This is a genomic window from Pseudomonas sp. YH-1 (genome assembly GCF_051990045.1).
Lineage (GTDB): Bacteria > Pseudomonadota > Gammaproteobacteria > Pseudomonadales > Pseudomonadaceae > Pseudomonas > Pseudomonas nicosulfuronedens.
Map to the genome: position 1 here is coordinate 3,807,332 of NZ_CP178184.1, position 19,815 is coordinate 3,827,146.

At 66.2% G+C, this 19,815-nt stretch carries 14 protein-coding genes; 12 read left to right on the forward strand and 2 right to left on the reverse strand.

From position 1 onward, the window contains the following. On the forward strand, window positions 1–1,659 hold the full coding sequence (locus ACKI1H_RS17640) for a choline dehydrogenase (protein ID WP_440465771.1): 1,659 nt from the start codon (window positions 1–3) through the stop codon (window positions 1,657–1,659). A gap of 9 nt (window positions 1,660–1,668) precedes the next feature. Further along, complete coding sequence (locus ACKI1H_RS17645; RefSeq protein ID WP_440465772.1) at window positions 1,669–2,691, forward strand: GlxA family transcriptional regulator; 1,023 nt, start codon at window positions 1,669–1,671, stop codon at window positions 2,689–2,691. A gap of 331 nt (window positions 2,692–3,022) precedes the next feature. Here the strand turns inward: ACKI1H_RS17645 and ACKI1H_RS17650 are convergent, their stop codons facing one another. Beyond that, the gene (locus tag ACKI1H_RS17650) at window positions 3,023–3,790 is read right to left on the reverse strand and encodes a class II aldolase and adducin N-terminal domain-containing protein (RefSeq protein WP_440465773.1); all 768 of its coding nucleotides are present in this window, start codon (window positions 3,788–3,790) and stop codon (window positions 3,023–3,025) included. Between the two features lie 131 nt (window positions 3,791–3,921). After that, entirely contained in the window at window positions 3,922–5,109 is a 1,188-nt protein-coding gene (locus ACKI1H_RS17655; RefSeq protein ID WP_440465774.1) for an NAD(P)/FAD-dependent oxidoreductase, read from the reverse strand. A gap of 219 nt (window positions 5,110–5,328) precedes the next feature. Between ACKI1H_RS17655 and ACKI1H_RS17660 the strand changes: the two genes are divergently transcribed. The 10 genes from ACKI1H_RS17660 (at window position 5,329) to ACKI1H_RS17705 (ending at window position 19,809) form a co-directional block, all read left to right on the forward strand. Then, a complete protein-coding gene (locus tag ACKI1H_RS17660; protein ID WP_440465775.1) occupies window positions 5,329–7,527 on the forward strand; it encodes an OsmC domain/YcaO domain-containing protein in 2,199 nt (732 codons plus the stop codon). 332 nt (window positions 7,528–7,859) lie between these two features. Next, window positions 7,860–8,360 carry a VOC family protein gene (locus ACKI1H_RS17665; RefSeq protein WP_440465776.1) on the forward strand — a complete coding sequence of 167 codons (501 nt, stop codon included), beginning with the start codon at window positions 7,860–7,862 and terminating at the stop codon, window positions 8,358–8,360. 18 nt (window positions 8,361–8,378) lie between these two features. Further along, window positions 8,379–8,768, forward strand: a complete 390-nt coding sequence (locus tag ACKI1H_RS17670) for a VOC family protein (protein WP_440465777.1) — start codon at window positions 8,379–8,381, stop codon at window positions 8,766–8,768. Between the two features lie 57 nt (window positions 8,769–8,825). Next, complete coding sequence (locus ACKI1H_RS17675; RefSeq protein ID WP_440465778.1) at window positions 8,826–9,458, forward strand: LysE family transporter; 633 nt, start codon at window positions 8,826–8,828, stop codon at window positions 9,456–9,458. Between the two features lie 147 nt (window positions 9,459–9,605). Continuing rightward, window positions 9,606–9,926, forward strand: coding sequence for a hypothetical protein (locus ACKI1H_RS17680; RefSeq protein WP_138522916.1), 321 nt, complete (start codon window positions 9,606–9,608; stop codon window positions 9,924–9,926). A 144-nt stretch (window positions 9,927–10,070) separates the two neighbouring features. Beyond that, the gene (gene tpx / locus ACKI1H_RS17685; protein ID WP_024762304.1) at window positions 10,071–10,571 is read left to right on the forward strand and encodes a thiol peroxidase; all 501 of its coding nucleotides are present in this window, start codon (window positions 10,071–10,073) and stop codon (window positions 10,569–10,571) included. 232 nt (window positions 10,572–10,803) lie between these two features. Beyond that, on the forward strand, window positions 10,804–12,102 hold the full coding sequence (locus ACKI1H_RS17690) for an MdtA/MuxA family multidrug efflux RND transporter periplasmic adaptor subunit (protein ID WP_440465779.1): 1,299 nt from the start codon (window positions 10,804–10,806) through the stop codon (window positions 12,100–12,102). Continuing rightward, complete coding sequence (locus ACKI1H_RS17695; protein ID WP_440465780.1) at window positions 12,099–15,221, forward strand: MdtB/MuxB family multidrug efflux RND transporter permease subunit; 3,123 nt, start codon at window positions 12,099–12,101, stop codon at window positions 15,219–15,221. The genes ACKI1H_RS17690 and ACKI1H_RS17695 overlap by 4 nt, the downstream gene beginning before the upstream one ends. Next, window positions 15,221–18,337, forward strand: coding sequence for a multidrug efflux RND transporter permease subunit (locus tag ACKI1H_RS17700; RefSeq protein ID WP_440465781.1), 3,117 nt, complete (start codon window positions 15,221–15,223; stop codon window positions 18,335–18,337). Before ACKI1H_RS17695 ends, ACKI1H_RS17700 begins: the two co-directional genes overlap by 1 nt. Further along, the gene (locus ACKI1H_RS17705; RefSeq protein ID WP_440465782.1) at window positions 18,334–19,809 is read left to right on the forward strand and encodes an efflux transporter outer membrane subunit; all 1,476 of its coding nucleotides are present in this window, start codon (window positions 18,334–18,336) and stop codon (window positions 19,807–19,809) included. Before ACKI1H_RS17700 ends, ACKI1H_RS17705 begins: the two co-directional genes overlap by 4 nt. The last annotated feature ends 6 nt before the right edge of the window (window positions 19,810–19,815 follow it).

Genomic DNA, 19,815 nt, shown 5'->3' on the forward strand with positions numbered 1-19,815 from the left:
ATGGCCATGGACTACGACTACGTCATCGTCGGCGCGGGGTCGGCCGGCTGCGTGTTGGCCAACCGCCTGGGCGCCGATCCGGCCGTGCGCATCCTGCTGCTGGAAGCGGGCCCGGCGGATGAAAGCTGGACCATCGACATGCCCTCGGCGGTGGGCATCGTCGTTGGCGGCAGCCGCTACAACTGGAGCTACAGCAGCGAGCCGGAGCCGTACCTGGATGGCCGCCGTATCGCCACGCCGCGTGGGCGTACGCTGGGCGGCTCGTCGTCGATCAACGGCATGGTCTACATCCGTGGCCACGCCCGCGATTACGACGGCTGGGCCGCGCAGGGCTGCGAAGGCTGGGATTACCAGCGCGTGCTGCCGTACTTCATTCGCTCTGAGAACCACGCCAACGGCGCCGATGACTACCACGGCGCGGCGGGGCATCTGCATGTCACGCCGGGCAACATCGATACGCCGCTGTGCGCGGCTTTCGTCGCGGCCGGCGAGGAGGCCGGCTACGGGCGCAGTAGCGATCTCAACGGCCACCGCCAGGAAGGCTTCGGCCCGGTGGACCGCACCACGCGCCAGGGGCGGCGCTGGAGCACTTCGCGTGGGTATCTGAGCGAGGCGCTGGGGCGCGGCAATGTCACCGTCGCCACGGGGGCGCTGGCGCTGCGTGTTGTCTTCGAGGGTGATCGCGCGGTGGGCGTGGAATACGAACAGAACGGCCAGGCGCTGACCGCCCGTGCGAGCCGCGAAGTGCTGCTGACCGCCGGGGCGATCAATTCGCCGCACCTGCTGTTGCTGTCCGGCATCGGCCCGGCGGATGAGCTGCGCCAGCTGGGCATCGCGGTCAAGCACGACCTGCCCGGCGTGGGCCGGCGGCTGAACGATCATCCGGATAGCGTCGTGCAGTTCATGTGCAAGGCACCGGTGTCGATCTATCCCTGGACCCGCGCGCCGGGCAAGTGGTGGATTGGCGCCCGCTGGTTCGTCAACCACGATGGGCTGGCGGCGAGCAACCATTTCGAGGCGGGAGCCTTCATCCGTTCGCGCGCTGGCGTCGAACACCCTGATCTGCAACTGACCTTCATGCCACTGGCGGTGCAGCCGGGCAGCGTGGCCCCGGTGCCGGACCATGCCTTCCAGGTGCACATCGACCTGATGCGTCCCACCAGCCTGGGCAGCGTGACCTTGCGCAGTGCCGAGGCACGGCAGGCGCCGCGCATTCTCTTCAATTACCTGCAGACCGAACGGGACCGCGCCGACATGCGGGCCGGCGCGAGGCTGGTGCGCGAATTGATGCGCCAACCGTCCATGCGCGGTCTGGCGGGGCAAGAGCTGACTCCCGGCCCGCTGGCCCACAGCGATGACGAACTGGACGCCTGGGCGCGCCGGGTCACCGAGACCGGCTACCACGCCAGTGGTACCTGCAAGATGGGGCCGGCCAACGATCCCGAGGCGGTGGTCGATCCGCAGCTACGCGTACATGGGCTGCTGGGGTTGCGGGTGGTGGATGCGTCGATCATGCCGAGTATCGTCAGCGGTAACACCAATGCGCCAACGGTGATGATCGCCGAGAAGGCCAGCGATATGATCCGGGGAATACCTCCGCTGCCGGCGGCCAGTGTGCCGGTCTGGTTGCACCCGCAGTGGCAGTACCAACAACGCTAAGGAGAGTCGATGGCCAGTGTTGCACCGCCTTCCCGGTTTCGCCGCGAGCCCTTGCGGGTGGGGCTGCTGCTGTTGCCGTCGTTTCCCGGCCTGGGGTTGGCGGCGGTCGTGGAGCCGCTGGCCATTGCCAACTGGTTGGGCGGCGAGGCGCTGTTCGAGTGGCAGCTGCTGTCGCTCGACGGTGAACCGGTCACGGCCAGCAATGGCCTGACCAGCGTGGTGCACGAGGCCATCGACCCGGAGCGCGGCTGGGATGCCTGTTTCGTCATCGCCAGCTTCGACGTGCACAAGCATGCGCGCAATCGCCCACTGAAAAGCTGGCTGCGCCGGCAGGCGGCGTTCGGCACCACGCTGGCGGGCATCGAGACCGGCACCGAGCTGCTGGCGGCCGCCGGGGTACTCGATGGCTTTCCGGCGGCGGTGCACTGGGACAATCTGCAGGGCTTCCAGGAGAGTTACCCGAAGGTCCAGGCCCGCGCGCAGCTCTACACCCTCGACCGTCAGCGCCTGACCTGCGCCGGGGCCAGCGCCATCCTCGACCTGATGCTGGGCTGGATCGCCCAGCGGGTGGACGCTGACCTGTCGCGGGAGATCGCCATGCATCTCTTGCTGGGCGAAACCCGCGAGCCTGGCGCGCACCAGTTGCAGGGCCGGCAGAGCGATGCCCACGCCCACGGTGGCAAGGTACGCCGCGCCATCGCGCTGATGGAGCAGGCGCTGGAGGAACCGTTGGAGTGCGATGCCATTGCCGAACGGGTCGGCCTCTCGCGCCGTCAGCTGGAACGACAGTTCAAGCAGCACACGGGATTGTCGCCGCTCAAGTACTACATCGTCCTGCGCCTGGGGCGTGCGCACAGCCTGCTGCAACAGACACGCCTGAGCGTGGCGCAGGTGGCGGCCAGCTCCGGCTTCGGTTCGCTGGAGCATTTCTCCCGCGCCTACCGCGCCCATTTCGGCTGCCCGCCCAGCGCGGACCGCACCCAGACCTATACCGCACCGGTGATGCGCCAGCCGCTGGGGCGCGATAGCTGACGGCGTAAAGGCTTTTCGTAGGAGCGGACTCTGTCCGCGATGGTGTCTGGTGCGAAGCGGGGGCGATCGCGGACGGAGTCCGCTCCCACGCATGTCTGCAACTTGGGGCGTCAGCACCTCGTAGGGCGAATAACCCGGAGCGGGTTATCCGCCATTCACGGCGGATAACGCCTGTGGCGTTATGCGCCCTACGTTCTAGCGACTCTCGTAGGGCGCGATAGCCAGCACTGCGCGGTCGCCCTTTTGTAGGAGCGAGCTTGCTCGCGAACCGCCGGATGCACCGAACTGCCGTCGAGTGGTTCGCGAGCAAGCTCGCTCCTACAGAGGCCTGTCAACCCGCGAAGTTGGGCTCGCTCTCCAGCAGCATCTCCCGCAGTGCCGAGAAATGCCGCTCGGCGAAGCCCGGATAATCCAGCCATTGCTGCATGGTCTTGCGCGCCACCTCGTCGCTGGCGATGCGCAGTGGGCGGCCGCTGGCCAGGGCGGTGAGGTAGACCTCGCAGGCCCGCTCGAAGTAGTAGAGGTCATCGAAGGCCCGGGCCACGCTGGGTGCCGCGACCAGCAAGCCGTGGTTGCCCATCAGCAGGATCGGCTTGTCGCCCAGCAGGCGGCTGACGCGCTCGGCCTCGTCGCCCAGGCCCATGCCGTCGAAGCCTTCGTCGATGGCTACTCGTTCGAAGAAGCGCATGCTGTTCTGCTCGATGGGTGGCAGGCGTGAGTCGGCCAGGCACGCGAGGGCAGTGGCGTACTTCGAGTGCACATGCAGGATGCAGCGTGCCTGCGGGTTGTTGCGGTGCAGCGCGCCGTGCAGCGCCCAGGCGGTGATGTCCGGTGCGTCGGGGCGATTGAGCGCCTCGGGGTCGTCGGTGTGCAGGCGCAGCAGGTCGCTGGCGCGCATCTGCGAGAAGTGCCGGCCGTAGGGGTTGATGAGGAAATCGCGGCCGTCGGCCGACAGCGCCAGGCTGAAATGGTTGGCGATGGCTTCGTGCAGGTTCAGGCGTGCGGCCCAGCGGAAGGCGCAGGCGAGGTCGATGCGGCCCTGGCGTTCCAGGCCAGTGTCGAGTCCGTTGTCGAGGGTACGGCTGGCGAGCGTTGGCATGGCGGCTCCGGGTTCGATACCCGCGCCGGACTGGCCGGGTCTGGTGTCCCAGTCTAGGGCTCTGCCGCCGTCACACTTGATGTGGAACGACCGGGCCTGCCGCTCGCCCGGTCGACGATTGCATCGATGCCCTAGACGAACTGCGCCGCCGCGTAGCCCGAAGCCCAGGCCCACTGGAAGTTGAAGCCGCCCAGGTGGCCGGTGACGTCCAGCACTTCGCCGACGAAATAGAGGCCAGGGGATTTCAGCGATTCCAGGGTCTTGGACGACACCTCGCGGGTATCGACGCCGCCCAGGGTGACTTCCGCCGTGCGGTAGCCTTCGGTGCCGGCCGGCACCAGCTGCCAGTCGCCCAGGCGCTCGGCGATCGCCTTCAGCTCGCCCGGTGTGTACTGCTTCATGGGCTTGGAGACGAACCACTGCTCGGCCAGCAGGCCGGCCATCTTCTTGGTGAACAGCTCGCCCAGCAGCGTCTTCAGCTCGCTGTTTGGGCGCTCGCGCTGCTGCTCGACGAGCCAGACGGGCAGGTCGACACGTGGCAGCAGGTCGATGCTGATGGTGTCGCCCGGCTGCCAGTACGAGGAAATCTGCAGGATCGCCGGGCCGCTGAGGCCGCGGTGGGTGAACAGGATGTTCTCGACGAAGCTCTGGCCGTTGCAACTGACCCGGCAGTCCTCCACCGAGGTGCCCGACAGCTCGGTGCACAGGGCCTTGAGCTGCGGGTCGGTGATCGTGAAGGGCACCAGGCCGGCGCGGGTCGGCAGCACACTGTGGCCGAACTGGCGGGCGATCTGGTAGCCGAAGCCGGTGGCGCCCAGGGTCGGGATGGACAGGCCGCCGGTGGCGATCACCAGCGACTCGCAGCGCGCCGGGCCGAGGCTGGTCTGCAACTGGTAGCCGCCTTCGTCGAGGCGGGCGATCTCGCTTACCGAGGTATCCAGGCGCAGGTCGACGCCGGCCTGTTCGCACTCGTCCAGCAGCAGGCCGAGGATGTCGCTGGACTTGTTATCGCAGAACAGCTGGCCGAGCTTCTTCTCGTGGTAGGGCACACCGTGCTTGGCCACCAGGGCGATGAAGTCCCACTGGGTGAAGCGCGCCAGCGCGGACTTGCAGAAGTGCGGGTTGTGCGACAGGAAGTTGACCGGCTCGCAGTACATATTGGTGAAGTTGCAGCGCCCGCCACCGGACATGAGGATCTTCTTGCCGGCCTTGTTGGCGTGGTCGATCAGCAGGACCTGCCGCCCGCGCGCGGCAGCGCTCATGGCGCACATCAGTCCCGCGGCGCCGGCGCCGATGATGATGACCTGGGATGTGAGCACGGTGGATTCCTTCTGTACGGGGTAGCGGGCGCTTGAGGCGGCGCATCTTACCCGAAGCACGGGGCTACAGGCTGCCTGCGCTCGACCGCGCGTCGATTGCGCAGCTGCCGTGAGAGCAGGCTTCCCGACCGGCGCCGGGCATATCGGGATATCCCCGGGGCGCTTTTGTCCGGATAATGCCGGCCCGTTCGCTTTCTACTTTTTCACGGTAATGCCCGCATGGAAATCAAGGTCAATTTTCTCGACAACCTCCGACTCGAAGCCAAGTTCGATGACTTCACGGTGATTGCCGACCAGCCCATTCGCTACAAGGGCGATGGCTCGGCTCCCGGTCCGTTCGACTACTTCCTGGCTTCCTCGGCGCTGTGCGCGGCTTACTTCGTCAAGCTCTACTGCCAGACCCGTGACATCCCCACGGACAATATCCGCCTGTCGCAGAACAACATCGTCGACCCGGAAAACCGCTACAAGCAGATCTTCAAGATCCAGGTAGAGCTGCCGGCGGACATCTCCGAGAAGGACCGCCACGGCATCCTGCGCTCCATCGACCGCTGCACGGTGAAGAAGGTGGTGCAGACCGGCCCGGACTTTGTCATCGAGGAAGTGGAAAACCTCGACGCCGACGCCCAGGCGCTGCTGATGCCGAGCACCGCCGCCGGCGCCAGCACCTATATCCAGGGCAAGGACCTGCCGCTGGAACAGACCATCGCCAACATGTCGGAGATCCTCGCCGGCCTGGGGATGAAGATCGAGATCGCCTCCTGGCGCAACATCGTGCCCAACGTCTGGTCGCTGCACATCCGCGACGCGCAGTCGCCGATGTGCTTCACCAACGGCAAGGGCGCCACCAAGGAAAGCGCGCTGGCCTCGGCGCTGGGCGAGTTCATCGAGCGACTGAACTGCAACTTCTTCTACAACGACCAGTTCTGGGGCGAGGAGATCGCCAACGCGCCGTTCGTGCATTACCCCGACGAGCGCTGGTTCAAGCCGGGCGCGAAGGATGCGCTGCCGGAGGAAATCCTCGACGAGCATTGCCTGGAGATCTACAACCCGGACGGCGAGCTGCGCGGCTCGCACCTCTATGACACCAATTCAGGCAACACCGAGCGCGGCATCTGCTCGCTGCCGTTCGTGCGCCAGTCCGACGGCGAGACGGTGTACTTCCCGTCCAACCTGATCGAGAACCTCTACCTCTCCAACGGCATGAGCGCCGGTAACACCCTGGCCGAGGCGCAGGTGCAGTGTTTGTCGGAAATCTTCGAGCGCGCGGTAAAGCGTGAAATCCTCGAAGGTGAACTGGCGCTGCCGGATGTGCCGCAGGAAGTGCTGGCCAAGTACCCGGGTATCGTCGCCGGCATCAAGGGCCTGGAGGAGCAGGGTTTCCCGGTGCTGGTCAAGGATGCGTCCCTGGGCGGCGAGTTCCCGGTGATGTGCGTGACCCTGATGAACCCGCGCACCGGCGGCGTGTTCGCCTCCTTCGGCGCCCACCCCAGCCTGGAAGTGGCGCTGGAGCGCAGCCTCACGGAACTGCTCCAGGGCCGCAGCTTCGAAGGCCTCAACGATCTGCCCAAGCCGACCTTCGAAAGCCAGGCGGTGACCGAGCCGAACAACTTCGTCGAGCACTTCATCGACTCCAGCGGCGTGGTGTCGTGGCGCTTCTTCAGCGCCAAGGCCGACTTCGAGTTCGTCGAGTGGGACTTCTCCGGGCACGGCGACGACTCCAACGTGCAGGAAGCACAGACCCTGTTCGGCATCCTCGAAGAGCAGGGCAAGGAGGTCTACATGGCGGTGTACGAGCACCTGGGCGCCACCGCCTGCCGCATCCTGGTGCCGGGCTACTCGGAAATCTACCCGGTGGAAGACCTCATCTGGGACAACACCAACAAGGCGCTGGCGTTCCGTGCGGACATCCTCAACCTGCACAGCCTCAACATCGTTCGTCTCAAGTCGCTGCTCAAGCGCCTGGAGAGCTGCGAGGTGGACGACTACACCGACATCACCACGCTGATCGGCATCGAATTCGACGACAACACGGTCTGGGGCCAGTTGACCATCCTCGAGCTCAAGCTGCTGATCAACCTGGCCGTGAAGCGTTTCGAGAACGCCAAGGAACTGGTGGAGATGTTCCTCCAGTACAACGACAACACCGTCGAACGCGGGCTGTTCTACCAGGCGCTCAATGCGGCGCTGGAAGTGCACCTGGACGAAGAGCTGGAGATCGCCGACTTCGAGGCCAATTTCCGTCGCATGTTCGGCAACGAGCGCATGGACGCAGTACTCGGCTCGCTGGACGGCAGCGTGCGCTTCTACGGCCTGACGCCCACCAGCACCAAGCTGGAAGGCCTCGACAAGCACCTGCGCCTGATCGAAAGCTACAAGAAGCTGCACCAGGCACGGGCCAGGGCAGTAGCGCGCTGATCCGACAGCGCATGCCGCTCGTTCCAGTGCCCACTGCCGGGGATAGGGGCGAGCGGTGTTCGTAGGATGGCGTGGAGCGAAGCGATACCCATCGATTCCGATGCGCGAACAGCATGGGTATCGCTTCGCTCCACCCATCCTACGGAGTATGAACAGGCACCTTCGGGTGCCTTTTTCGTTTGCAGGGATTCTTGGCCACGGACTCGGCATGCCGCTCGACCGGTCGTCCGGTGAGGCGCGAAAGTCCGCCTAGACTTGTCGATTCCGTCGTCGCCCAGGCGACCAAGCTGCATGCCGGTCAAGCCGACCGCGCGAGAATCAGGAGATTCACCATGTCCAGCCTGCAACGCGTCACCCCCTGCCTGTGGTTCGACGGCAAGGCCGAGGAAGCGGCCGAGTTCTATACCGGGATATTCCCCAACTCGCGGATCGTGCAGACCGCCTATTACCCCGAGGCCGAGAAGGACCGCCATGGCGGCGTGCCCGGCTCGGTGCTGACGGTGGAGTTCGAACTCGATGGCCAGACCTTCATCGCCCTGAACGGCGGCCCGGCCTTCAACTTCACCGAGGCGCTGTCGCTGCAGGTGATGTGCGACAGCCAGAAGGAGATCGACCACTTCTGGGACAAGCTTGGCGCTGGCGGGCCGGTGGAAGCGCAAATCTGCGGCTGGCTGAAGGATCGCTACGGAGTGTCCTGGCAGATCTGCCCGCGCCATGTCGGCGATATGGTCGCCGACCGGGACAAGGCCAAGGCCAGCCGCACGCTGCAGGCGGTAATGGGCATGAGGAAGCTGGACATGGCCGCCATCGAGCGCGCCCACGCCGGCAACTGAGCCAGGAGGGCGCGAGGCATGTTCAGCCATATCACCGTCGGCACCAACGACCTGCCACGCGCCATCGAGTTCTACGGCAAGGTACTGGGCGCGCTGGGGATCGTCCTCAAGGTGCATCGCCATCAGCCGGAGCGGGCAATCTTCGCCCACCCGGACAGCGACGTAGTGTTCTGCGTCTACGAGCCCATCGACGGTGCGCCGGCCAGCGTCGGCAACGGTAGCCTGATCGCCTTCGAGGCGCGCACGCGGCATCAGGTCGACAGTTTCCATGCTCGCGCCGTGCAACTGGGCGGGGTGGACGAGGGCGCGCCCGGCCTGCGCCTGAACTACTCGCCGACCTATTACGGTGCCTACGTGCGCGACCTGGATGGCAACAAGCTGTGCTGCGTCTGTCATCTGGAAGAGTGAGGTGCGTGCGAGGGCGCTAGAATGCGCTCTCGCTATTTATTCAGACGAGGCCTCCCCATGACCGCCAGCACCTTCGCACCGCTGCTTTCCGTCGCCCTGCTGTGGGCGGTGGCGGTGGTCACTCCGGGGCCTAACTTCTTCACCACCGCGCGCATTGCTGCCGTGCATTCGCGCCGCCACGGCTTCATCGCTGCGCTGGGTGTGGCTTGCGGCACGGTGGTCTGGGGGCTCGCCGGAGGCTTGGGGATCAAGTCACTGTTCAGCGCAGCACCCGCGCTGTACCTGAGCTTCAAGCTGGCCGGCGGCGCCTACCTGGTCTACCTCGGCATCAAACTGCTCAAGCGCAAGGCGCCAGCCGACGGTGGCGAAAGCCTCGCCGAGGTCTCGCGGCAGCGCAGCGCCTTTTCCGCCTTCCGCCTCGGCCTGCTGGGCAACCTGACCAACCCCAAGACCGCTCTCTTCGTCGCCACCCTGTTCGCCACCGCCATGCCGGCTGCGCCCTCGGCTGCATTGCTGGGCATGGCCATCGCGCTGATGGTGACGCTGTCTTTCAGCTGGTACTGCTGCGTGGTCCTGGTCTTCGCCAGCGATCGCATGGCCGGAGTCTACCGGCGCTTCCGCCGGGCGCTGGATCGCTTCGCCGGTTGCTGCTACCTGCTGTTCGGTGCGCGGATGGTGGCGACGCACTGAGGCTCGTCCACGCCAGAAAATTCGAACCTCGCCGCGTAGCGGCCCGTCCAACTCCCTGAGCGTCGTAGTCAATCGGCACGCACCGCTGGCCCGACTGCGACACCGCCAAGCGGCGAGGGTGCGCTCGCCGGACAGGGAGAATCCGCGATGGTCACTCACTACAAGGTCAAAGGCCACCTGGCCTGCGGTCATGCCGGCAAGCACCTGGAATCCACCAGCGAGCTGAACCGGGTGAAATGCCGCAGCTGCCGCAACACCGAGGTCTACAAGGAAGCTCGGCGTCTGGCCCGCAATGCGGCGCGCCGGGCCCAGCGCAAGGCCCGCGCCGAAGCCGTGCACAACGACTGGCGCAGCTTCTGGGAGAAACGCCTGGCCGCCATGCCCGGCACCCAGCGCCTGCCGCGTGGGTTCCAGGACCAGGCCTTCGTGGGCGCTGCTGCCGGCGCTCCCGCAGCGGCTGCCGCTTGAGCCGGGCCTGAGGGGAGGGTTGGCAGGATGCATGTCCGAGCAATCCGCTCGGGCAAGTCGTGCTAGCATCTGCTCCGGCCCCGAATCCTCCTGCGGCGCTGGCAACCCGCCAGCGCCGCCATCCCTCACAGAAGGACCCAAGCAATGGCTCAAGTCACCCTCAAGGGCAACCCGGTTTCCGTCGATGGCAAGCTGCCGCAGAAAGGCGAGCAGGCTCCGGCCCTGTCGCTGGTCGCCGGCAACCTGTCCGACGTCACCCTGGAAACCTACGCTGGCAAGCGCAAGGTGCTGAACATCTTCCCCAGCGTCGACACCCCGACCTGCGCCACCTCCGTGCGCAAGTTCAACGCCGAGGCGAGCAAGCTGGCCAACACCGTGGTGCTCTGCATCTCCGCTGACCTGCCGTTCGCCCAGGCGCGCTTCTGCGGCGCCGAAGGCCTGGAGAACGTGGTGAACCTGTCGACCCTGCGTGGCCGCGAGTTCCTCGCCAACTACGGCGTCGCCATCGCCGACGGCCCGCTGGCCGGCCTGGCCGCTCGTGCTGTCGTGGTGCTGGACGAGCAGAACAAGGTGCTGCACAGCGAGCTGGTCGGTGAAATCGCCGACGAGCCGAACTACGCTGCCGCCATCGCCGCCCTGGCCTGATGACGCTGCTGCTTTCGTGAGAAAGCCGGGCCGACCCGCCAGGGTCGGTCCGTCAGGCCGGGAACCCTTCCGGCCAATCCGGGTCGCAATGCCCCGGAATTTCGTAAGCCACGGTTAATCAAAGGTAAATAGCGGGTAAAGAGACTTTGCCTGTGGCCTGGCTGTGCTTATCGTTCAGCCTCGCTATTCTCACTTCTTTGCGCCAAGCCCCCTTTTCAAAAGACAGAGCCCCATGACTGCAAGCAACGGATCGCCCTCGAAACTTCGCACCCTGCGCCCCTGGCTCATCACGGCGCTGCTGTTCGCCGCCGTGGTGGGGCTGATCATGTGGCTGCATTCGACGTCTTCGGGAGCGCCGGCAGCCCAGGGTGGGCGTGGCGGGCGTCCGGGGCCGGGACAGATGGCCGCGGGGCAGGGCGGTACGGCGGTGACCGTCAGCGTCGCGCCGGTGACCAAGGGTGACCTGCCGGTGCATTACCACGCACTGGGTACGGTCACGGCCTACAACACCGTCAACGTTCGTGCGCGGGTCAGCGGCCAGCTGGTCAAGGTACCGTTCCAGGAGGGCCAGGAAGTAAAGGCCGGCGACGTGCTCGCGGTGATCGACCCGCGTCCGTTCCAGGCGGCGCTGGACCAGGCCCAGGGCACCTTGCTGCAGAACCAGGCGCAACTGAAGAACGCGCAGATCGACCTCGCCCGCTACAAGGGCCTGTATGCCGAGGACTCCATCGCCAAGCAGACCCTGGATACCCAGGAAGCCCAGGTCCGCCAGTACGAGGGCACCCTGAAGACCAACCAGGGCCAGGTCGCCGACGCCAAGCTCAACCTCGAGTTCACCCAGGTGCGCGCGCCCATCTCCGGCCGCGTCGGCCTGCGCCAGGTGGACGTGGGCAACCTGGTCACCTCCGGCGACACCACGCCGTTGGTGGTCATCACCCAGGTCAAGCCGATCTCCGTGGTGTTCAGCCTGCCGCAGCAGCAACTGGGCACCATCGCCCGCGAGCTTTACAGCAACAAGCCGGTGCCGGTCGAAGCGCTGGACCGCAACCAGAACCAGACCCTGGCCACCGGCGTGCTGAAGACCCTGGACAACCAGATCGACACCACCACCGGCACGGTCAAGCTCAAGGCCGGTTTCGAGAACGCCGACCACAAGCTGTTCCCCAACCAGTTCGTCAACGTGCGCCTGCTCGCCGAGACCCTGCCGGGCGTGCTGACCATCCCGGCCAACGCAGTGCAGCGCGGCAACGACGGTACCTACGTCTACCTGGTCGGCGAGGAGAACAAGGCCAAGCGCCAGCTGGTTACCCTGGGCACCAGTGAGAGCGAGCGCGTGGTGGTCACCGAGGGCCTGAAGGAGGGCGACCGCGTCGTCGTCGAAGGCACCGATCGCCTGCGCGACGGCACTCGCATGACCATCGCCAGCTCCGACGAGAAGGCCCGCGCGGCCGCGACGGAAGAGGGCGACAAGTCCACCGCCAAGCCGTTCGGCTCGGACACTGCGGTCCAGGACAGCGGTAAGAGCGAATGAACCCGTCCCGCCTGTTCATCCTGCGGCCGGTCGCCACCACGCTCCTGATGGTGGCAATCCTGCTGTCGGGGATCATCGCCTACCGCTTCCTGCCGATCTCGGCCCTGCCGGAAGTGGACTACCCGACCATCCAGGTGGTGACCCTGTACCCCGGCGCCAGCCCAGACATCATGACCTCCTCGGTGACCGCACCGCTGGAGAACCAGCTGGGACAGATCCCGGGCCTGAACGAGATGTCCTCCACCAGCTCCGGCGGCGCCTCGGTGATCACCTTGCAGTTCAGCCTGCAGATCAACCTCGACGTGGCCGAGCAGGAAGTCCAGGCGGCGATCAACACCGCGCAGAGCCTGTTGCCCAAGGACCTGCCGAACCAGCCGGTGTACAGCAAGGTGAACCCGGCGGATGCGCCGATCCTGACGCTGGCGGTGATGTCCCCGGACATGCCGCTGCCGCAGATCCAGGACCTGGTGGACACGCGCCTTGCGCAGAAAATCTCGCAGATCTCCGGCGTCGGCCTGGTCAGCATCAGCGGCGGCCAGCGCCCGGCCGTGCGAATCCGCGCCAACCCCGGCGCGCTGGCGGCTGCCGGCCTGAGCCTGGAAGACCTGCAGACCACCGTCACCAACAATAACCTCAATGGCCCCAAGGGCAGTTTTGACGGCCCGACCCGTTCCTCGACCCTGGACGCCAACGACCAGCTCAAGTCCGCCGACGCCTACCGCGACCTGATCATTGCCTACAAGAACGGCTCGCCGCTGCGCGTACGTGACGTGGCGAGCGTGGAAGACGACGCCGAGAACGTACGCCTGGCCGCCTGGGCCAACACCTCGCCGGCGGTGGTGCTGAACATCCAGCGCCAGCCGGGCGCCAACGTCATCGAGGTGGTCGACAGTATCAAGAAGATGCTCCCGCAGTTGCAGGCGACCCTGCCCGGCAGCCTGGAAGTGACGGTGCTCACCGACCGCACCACGACCATCCGCGCCTCGGTGGCGGATGTGCAGTTCGAACTGTTCCTCGCCGTCTGCCTGGTGGTGATGGTCACCTTCCTGTTCCTGCGCAATATCTCCGCCACGCTGATCCCCAGCTTCGCCGTGCCGCTGTCGCTGATCGGCACCTTCGGCGTGATGTACCTTTCCGGCTTTTCGATCAACAACCTGACACTGATGGCGCTGACCATCGCCACCGGTTTCGTGGTCGACGACGCCATCGTCATGGTGGAGAACATCGCGCGCTACCTGGAAAAGGGCGACCCGCCGCTGGAAGCTGCGCTCAAGGGCTCCAAGCAGATCGGCTTCACCATCATCTCGCTGACCTTCTCGCTGATCGCCGTACTGATCCCGTTACTGTTCATGGGCGACGTGGCCGGGCGGCTGTTCCGCGAATTCGCCATCACCCTGGCGGTGGCGATTCTCATATCGGGCTTCGTTTCCCTGACCCTGACGCCGATGCTCAGCGCCAAGCTGTTGCGTCACATCGAGCCGGAGAAGGAAGGGCGCTTCGCCCGGGCCGCCGGGCGCTTCATCGACAACATGATCGAGCGCTACGCCGCCGCCCTGCGCGTGGTGCTGCGCCATCAGCCGCTGACCCTGCTGGTCGCCATCGGCACCGTGGTGCTCACCGCGCTGCTCTACCTCTTCATGTCCAAGGGCTTCTTCCCGGTGCAGGACACCGGGGTGATCCAGGGCATCGCCGAGGCGCCGCAGTCGATCTCCTTCCAGGCCATGGCCAATCGGCAGCAGGACCTGGCGAAGATCGTGCTGAAGGACCCGGCGGTAGAGAGCCTGTCCTCGTTCATTGGCGTCGATGGCACCAACGCCACGCTCAACACCGGCCGCCTGCTGATCAACCTCAAGCCCCACGCGGACCGCGACGTGACCGCCAGCGAGGTGATCCACCGCCTGCAGCCGGAGCTGGACCAGATCGCCGGCATCAAGTTGTACATGCAGCCGGTGCAGGATCTGACCATCGAGGACCGCATTGCCCGCACCCAGTACCAGTTCACCCTGCAGGACGCCGACCCGGATGTCCTTGCCGACTGGGTACCGCGCCTGGTGGACCGCCTGCAGCAGTTGCCGGAGCTGGCCGACGTGGCCACCGACTGGCAGGACAAGGGCCTGCAGGCCTACATCAACATCGACCGCGACACCGCTTCGCGCCTGGGCGTGAGCCTGTCGAGCATCGACAGCGTGCTCTACAACGCCTTCGGCCAGCGGCTGATCTCCACCATCTTCACCCAGGCCACGCAATACCGCGTGGTGCTGGAGGTGGCGCCGGAATTCCAGATCGGCCCGCAGTCGCTGGAGAACCTCTACGTGCCGTCCAGCGACGGCACCCAGGTGCGCCTGTCGAGCCTGGCCCGTGTGGAGGAGCGCCACACGCTGCTGGCGGTCAACCACATCGCCCAGTTCCCGGCCGCGACCATCTCCTTCAACCTGGCCAAGGGCGTCGCCCTCGGCGAGGCGGTGCAGGCGATCCGCGATGTCGAGGCACAGATGGAAATGCCCGTCAGCCTGCAGGGCAGCTTCCGGGGTGCGGCGCAGGCGTTCGAGGCCTCGTTGTCCAACACCCTGCTGCTGGTGCTGGCTTCCATCGTCACCATGTACATCGTGCTGGGCATCCTCTACGAGAGCTTCATCCACCCGGTGACCATCCTTTCCACGCTGCCTTCGGCAGGCGTGGGCGCGCTGCTGGCGTTGATGCTCTCGGGGCAGGACATCGGCATCGTGGCGATCATCGGCATCATCCTGCTGATCGGCATCGTGAAGAAAAACGCGATCATGATGATCGACTTCGCGCTGGACGCCGAACGCAACGAGGGCAAGCCGCCCCATGAGGCGATCTACCAGGCCTGCCTGCTGCGCTTCCGGCCGATCCTGATGACCACCATGGCCGCGCTGCTGGGCGCCTTGCCGCTGATGCTCGCCGGCGGTGCCGGTGCCGAGCTGCGCCAGCCGCTGGGCGTCACCATGGTCGGTGGCCTGCTGGTCAGCCAGTTGCTCACCCTGTTCACCACGCCGGTGATCTACCTGTACTTCGATCGCCTCGCCACGCGCTGGGCCAACTGGCGGCAGCGCCATGGCCTGGACGTGAACAGCATTGACCCGGCGGAGCGCGGCTGATGGGCGGCCTGTCGCGCCTGTTCATCCTGCGCCCGGTCGCCACCTGCCTGCTGACCCTGGCGCTGATGCTGGCCGGCGCGCTGTCGTTCAGCCTGCTGCCGGTGGCGCCGCTGCCCAACGTCGACTTCCCGACCATCCTGGTGCAGGCGGCGCTGCCTGGCGCCAGCCCGGAGACCATGGCCTCCACGGTGGCGACGCCGCTGGAGCGCTCGCTGGGGCGCATTGCCGGGGTCACCGACATGACCTCCAGCAGCTCTCTGGGCAACACCACCATCATCGTGCAGTTCGACCTGTCCAAGGACATCGACGGCGCCGCGCGCGAGGTGCAGTCGGCGATCAACGCGGCCATGAGCCTGCTGCCTTCGGGCATGCCGAACAACCCGACGTACCGCAAGGCGAACCCGTCGGACATGCCGATCATGATCCTCACCCTGACCTCGGACACCTACACCCGTGGTGAGATGTACGACCTAGCCTCGACCATCGTTTCGCCCAAGCTCGCGCAGGTGAAGGGTGTGGGGCAGGTGAGCATCGGCGGTTCCTCGTTGCCGGCAGTGCGCGTTGACGTCAATCCGGACCAGCTCAGCCACTACGGCATCTCCCTGGACACCGTGCGCACCGCCATCAACAACACCAACGCGGACGGGCCCAAGGGCTCGCTGGAGTTCGGTGAGCGGCACTGGCAGGTGGACGCCAACGACCAGCTGCGCAAGGCCAGCGAGTACGCGCCGCTGATCGTCCATTACAACGCCGAGACCGGCGCAGCGGTACGCCTGAAGGATGTCGCCACGGTCACCGACTCGGTGGAAGATGTGCGCAACGCCGGCTTCTCCGACGACCTGCCAGCGGTGCTGCTGATCATCACCCGCCAGCCCGGCGCCAACATCATCGAGGCCACTGACGCGATCCACGAGCAGCTGCCGGTCATCCAGGACGTGCTCGGTCCGCAGGTGAAACTGTCGGTGATGGACGACCGCAGCCCGTCGATCCGTTCGTCCCTGGAAGAAGCCGAGCTGACCCTGATCATCTCCGTGGTGCTGGTGATCCTGGTGGTCTACCTGTTCCTGCGCAATGGCCGCGCCACGCTGATCCCTAGCCTCGCGGTGCCGGTATCGCTGGTGGGTACCTTCGCGGTGATGTACCTGTGCGGCTTCTCGCTGAACAACCTGTCGCTGATGGCGCTGATCATCGCCACCGGCTTCGTGGTGGACGACGCCATCGTCGTGGTGGAGAACATCGCCCGGCGCATCGAAGAGGGCGACCCGCCGATCCAGGCCGCCATTCGTGGGGCCAGAGAGGTGAGTTTCACCGTTCTGTCGATGACCCTGTCGCTGGTGGCGGTGTTCATCCCGCTGCTGCTCATGGGCGGCATCACCGGGCGATTGTTCCGCGAGTTCTCCGTGACCCTGGCGGCGGCCATCCTGGTGTCGCTGGTGGTTTCCCTGACGCTGACGCCGATGCTCTGCGCGCGCTTGCTCAAGCCCGTCGAGCGCGGGCCGAAGAAGGCCTCGGTGGAGCGCCAGAGCAACCGCTATTTCGTCGCCTTCATGCAGCGCTACCGCGCCAGCCTGAGCTGGGCGCTGGAGCACTCGCGGCTGATGGTGATGATCATGCTCGGCTGCATCGCCTTGAACCTGTACCTGTTCGTGGTGGTGCCCAAGGGCTTCCTGCCGCAGCAGGACTCCGGGCGCCTGCGCGGTTTCGCGGTGGCCGACCAGAGCATCTCGTTCCAGGCGCTGGACAAGAAGATGGCGCAGTTCCGCAAGATCCTCTCCGAAGACCCCGGCGTGGAGAACGTGGTGGGCTTCGTCGGCGGTGGCAAGTGGCAGTCGAGCAACACCGGTTCGTTCTTCGTCACCCTCAAGGACATCACCGAGCGCGACTCGGCAGAAGCCATCGTCAACCGCCTGCGCAAGAAGCTGGCAGAGGTGCCCGGCGCCAACCTGTTCCTGGTCGCGGGCCAGGACGTGCGCATCGGCGGCCGCCAGGGCAACGCGCAGTACGACTTCACCCTGCGCAGTGACGACCTGAACCTGCTGCGGGAATGGGCGCCCAAGGTCGAGGCGGCGATGAACAAGGTGCCGCAGATCGTCGACGTGAACAGCGACGCCCAGGACAAGGGCGTACAGAGCCGCCTGGTGATCGACCGCGATCGCGCGGCGAGCCTGGGCGTGAACGTCGCCGAGGTGGACGCGGTACTGAACAACTCCTACGGCCAGCGCCAGGTCTCGACCATCTTCAACCCGCTGAACCAGTACCACGTGGTGATGGAAGTCGCCCAGCCGTACCAGGAGACGCCGGAGGAGCTGCGCCAGGTCTACGTGATCAACAGCGAAGGGCAGCGCATCCCGCTCTCGGCCTTCACCCATATCGAGCCGAGCCGGGCGCCGCTGGAGGTCAACCACCAGGGCCAGTTCGCGGCCACCACCTTCTCCTTCAACCTCGCCCAGGGCGCGCAGATCGGCCCGGCCCGTGACGCGATCCTGGCAGCGGTGGAACCCATCCATCTGCCGATGGAAATCCAGGCCACCTTCGAAGGCAACGCCGGCGCGGTGCAGGACACGCAGAACGACATGCCCTGGCTGATCCTGCTGGCGCTGATCTCGGTCTATATCGTGCTGGGCATCCTCTACGAGAGCTACGTGCACCCGCTGACCATTCTCTCCACGCTGCCCTCGGCGGGCGTCGGCGCGCTGCTTACGCTGATGCTGTTTCGCACCGAGCTGTCGCTGATCGCGCTGATCGGGGTGATCCTGCTGATCGGCATCGTGAAGAAGAACGCGATCATGATGATCGACTTCGCCCTGGACGCCGAACGCACCCTTGGCCTGTCGCCGCGCGACGCGATCCTCGAAGCGGCGATGAAGCGTTTCCGGCCGATCATGATGACCACCCTGGCCGCCATTCTTGGCGCCTTGCCGCTGATCTTCGGCATCGGTGGCGACGCCGCGCTGCGCCGCCCACTGGGCATGACCATTGTCGGCGGCCTGATCGGCAGCCAGTTGCTGACCCTGTACACCACCCCCGTCGTCTACCTCTACCTCGACCGCCTGCGCCATTGGGTCAACAAGAAGCGCGGCGTGCGCACCGACGGCGCCCTGGAGACACCCGTATGATCCGTTCCCGTTCACTTCTTCCCCTGGCGCTGGCCGTGGCCCTGGCTGGTTGCGCCATCGGCCCGGATTACCAGCGCCCCGAGCTGACGGTGCCCGCCAGCTTCAAGGAGGGCGAGGGCTGGCAGTTGGCGAAGCCGCAGGACGGCTTCAACCACGGTGCCTGGTGGGAACTGTATGGCGACACCAAGCTGAACGACCTGCAGACCCGCCTGGTTGCCGCCAACCAGACCCTGGCACAGTCGGTCGCGTCCTATCGCCAGGCCCAGGCGCTGGCCAAGGGCGCGCGCTCCTCGTTCTTCCCCACCATCAGCGCCGACGTCGGCAAGACCCGCTCCGGGCAAGGCACCGGCAGTGGCGGCAGCGTGCGCCTGCCTGACGGCTCCACCGTCAGCAGCGGGGGTGGCAGCAGTTCGATCAGCAATAGCTATTCGGCGAGCCTTGGCGTGAGCTGGGAGCTGGACCTGTGGGGCAAGCTGCGTCGACAGCTGGAGGCCGACACCGCCAGCATGGACGCCAGCGCTGCGGACCTCGCCGCCTCGCGCCTGTCGCTGCAGTCGGAGCTGACCCAGGACTACCTGCAACTGCGCGTGATGGACCAGCAGATCAAACTGCTCAACGACACGGTCACGGCGTACCAGCGTTCGCTCAAGCTCACCGAGAACCAGTACAACGCGGGCATCGTTACCAAGGCCGACGTCGCCCAGGCACGGACCCAGCTGAAAAGCACCGAGGCCCAGGCCATCGACCTGAAGTACCAGCGTGCGCAGCTTGAGCACGCCATCGCGGTGCTGGTCGGCCTGCCGCCGGCGCAGTTCTCCCTGGCCGCCGTAGAGGGCGTGCCGAGCCTGCCGAATGTGCCGGCGCTGCTGCCATCCGAACTGCTGCAACGTCGCCCTGACGTGGCTTCCGCCGAGCGCCAGGTGATTTCCGCCAACGCCAAGATCGGTGTAGCCAAGGCCGCCTGGTTCCCCGACCTGACCCTTACAGCCGCTGGCGGCTACCGAAGCGGCAGCTTCCAGAACTGGATCGAGACGCCCAACCGCTACTGGTCCATCGGCCCGCAGTTCGCCATGACGCTGTTCGACGGCGGGCTGATCGCCTCCCAGGTGGAGCAGGCCGAGGCGAGCTACGACCAGACCGTGGCCAGCTACCGGCAGACCGTGCTGGACAGCTTCCGCGAGGTCGAGGACTACATGGTCCAGCTCAAGGTGCTGGAAGAGGAGAGCGGTGTGCAGCATGAAGCGCTGGATTCCGCGCGCGAGGCGCTGCGCCTGACCACCAACCAGTACAAGGCCGGCACCATCGACTACAGCGACGTGGTCACCACCCAGACAACCGCGCTATCCAACGAGCGCACATTGCTGACCCTCACCGGCAGTCGTTTGACTGCCAGCGTGCAGCTGATCGCCGCGCTGGGCGGCGGCTGGGATGCGGCGAAGATCGCCGAGGAAGGGCAGGCGACGCGGGACTGAGCCCGC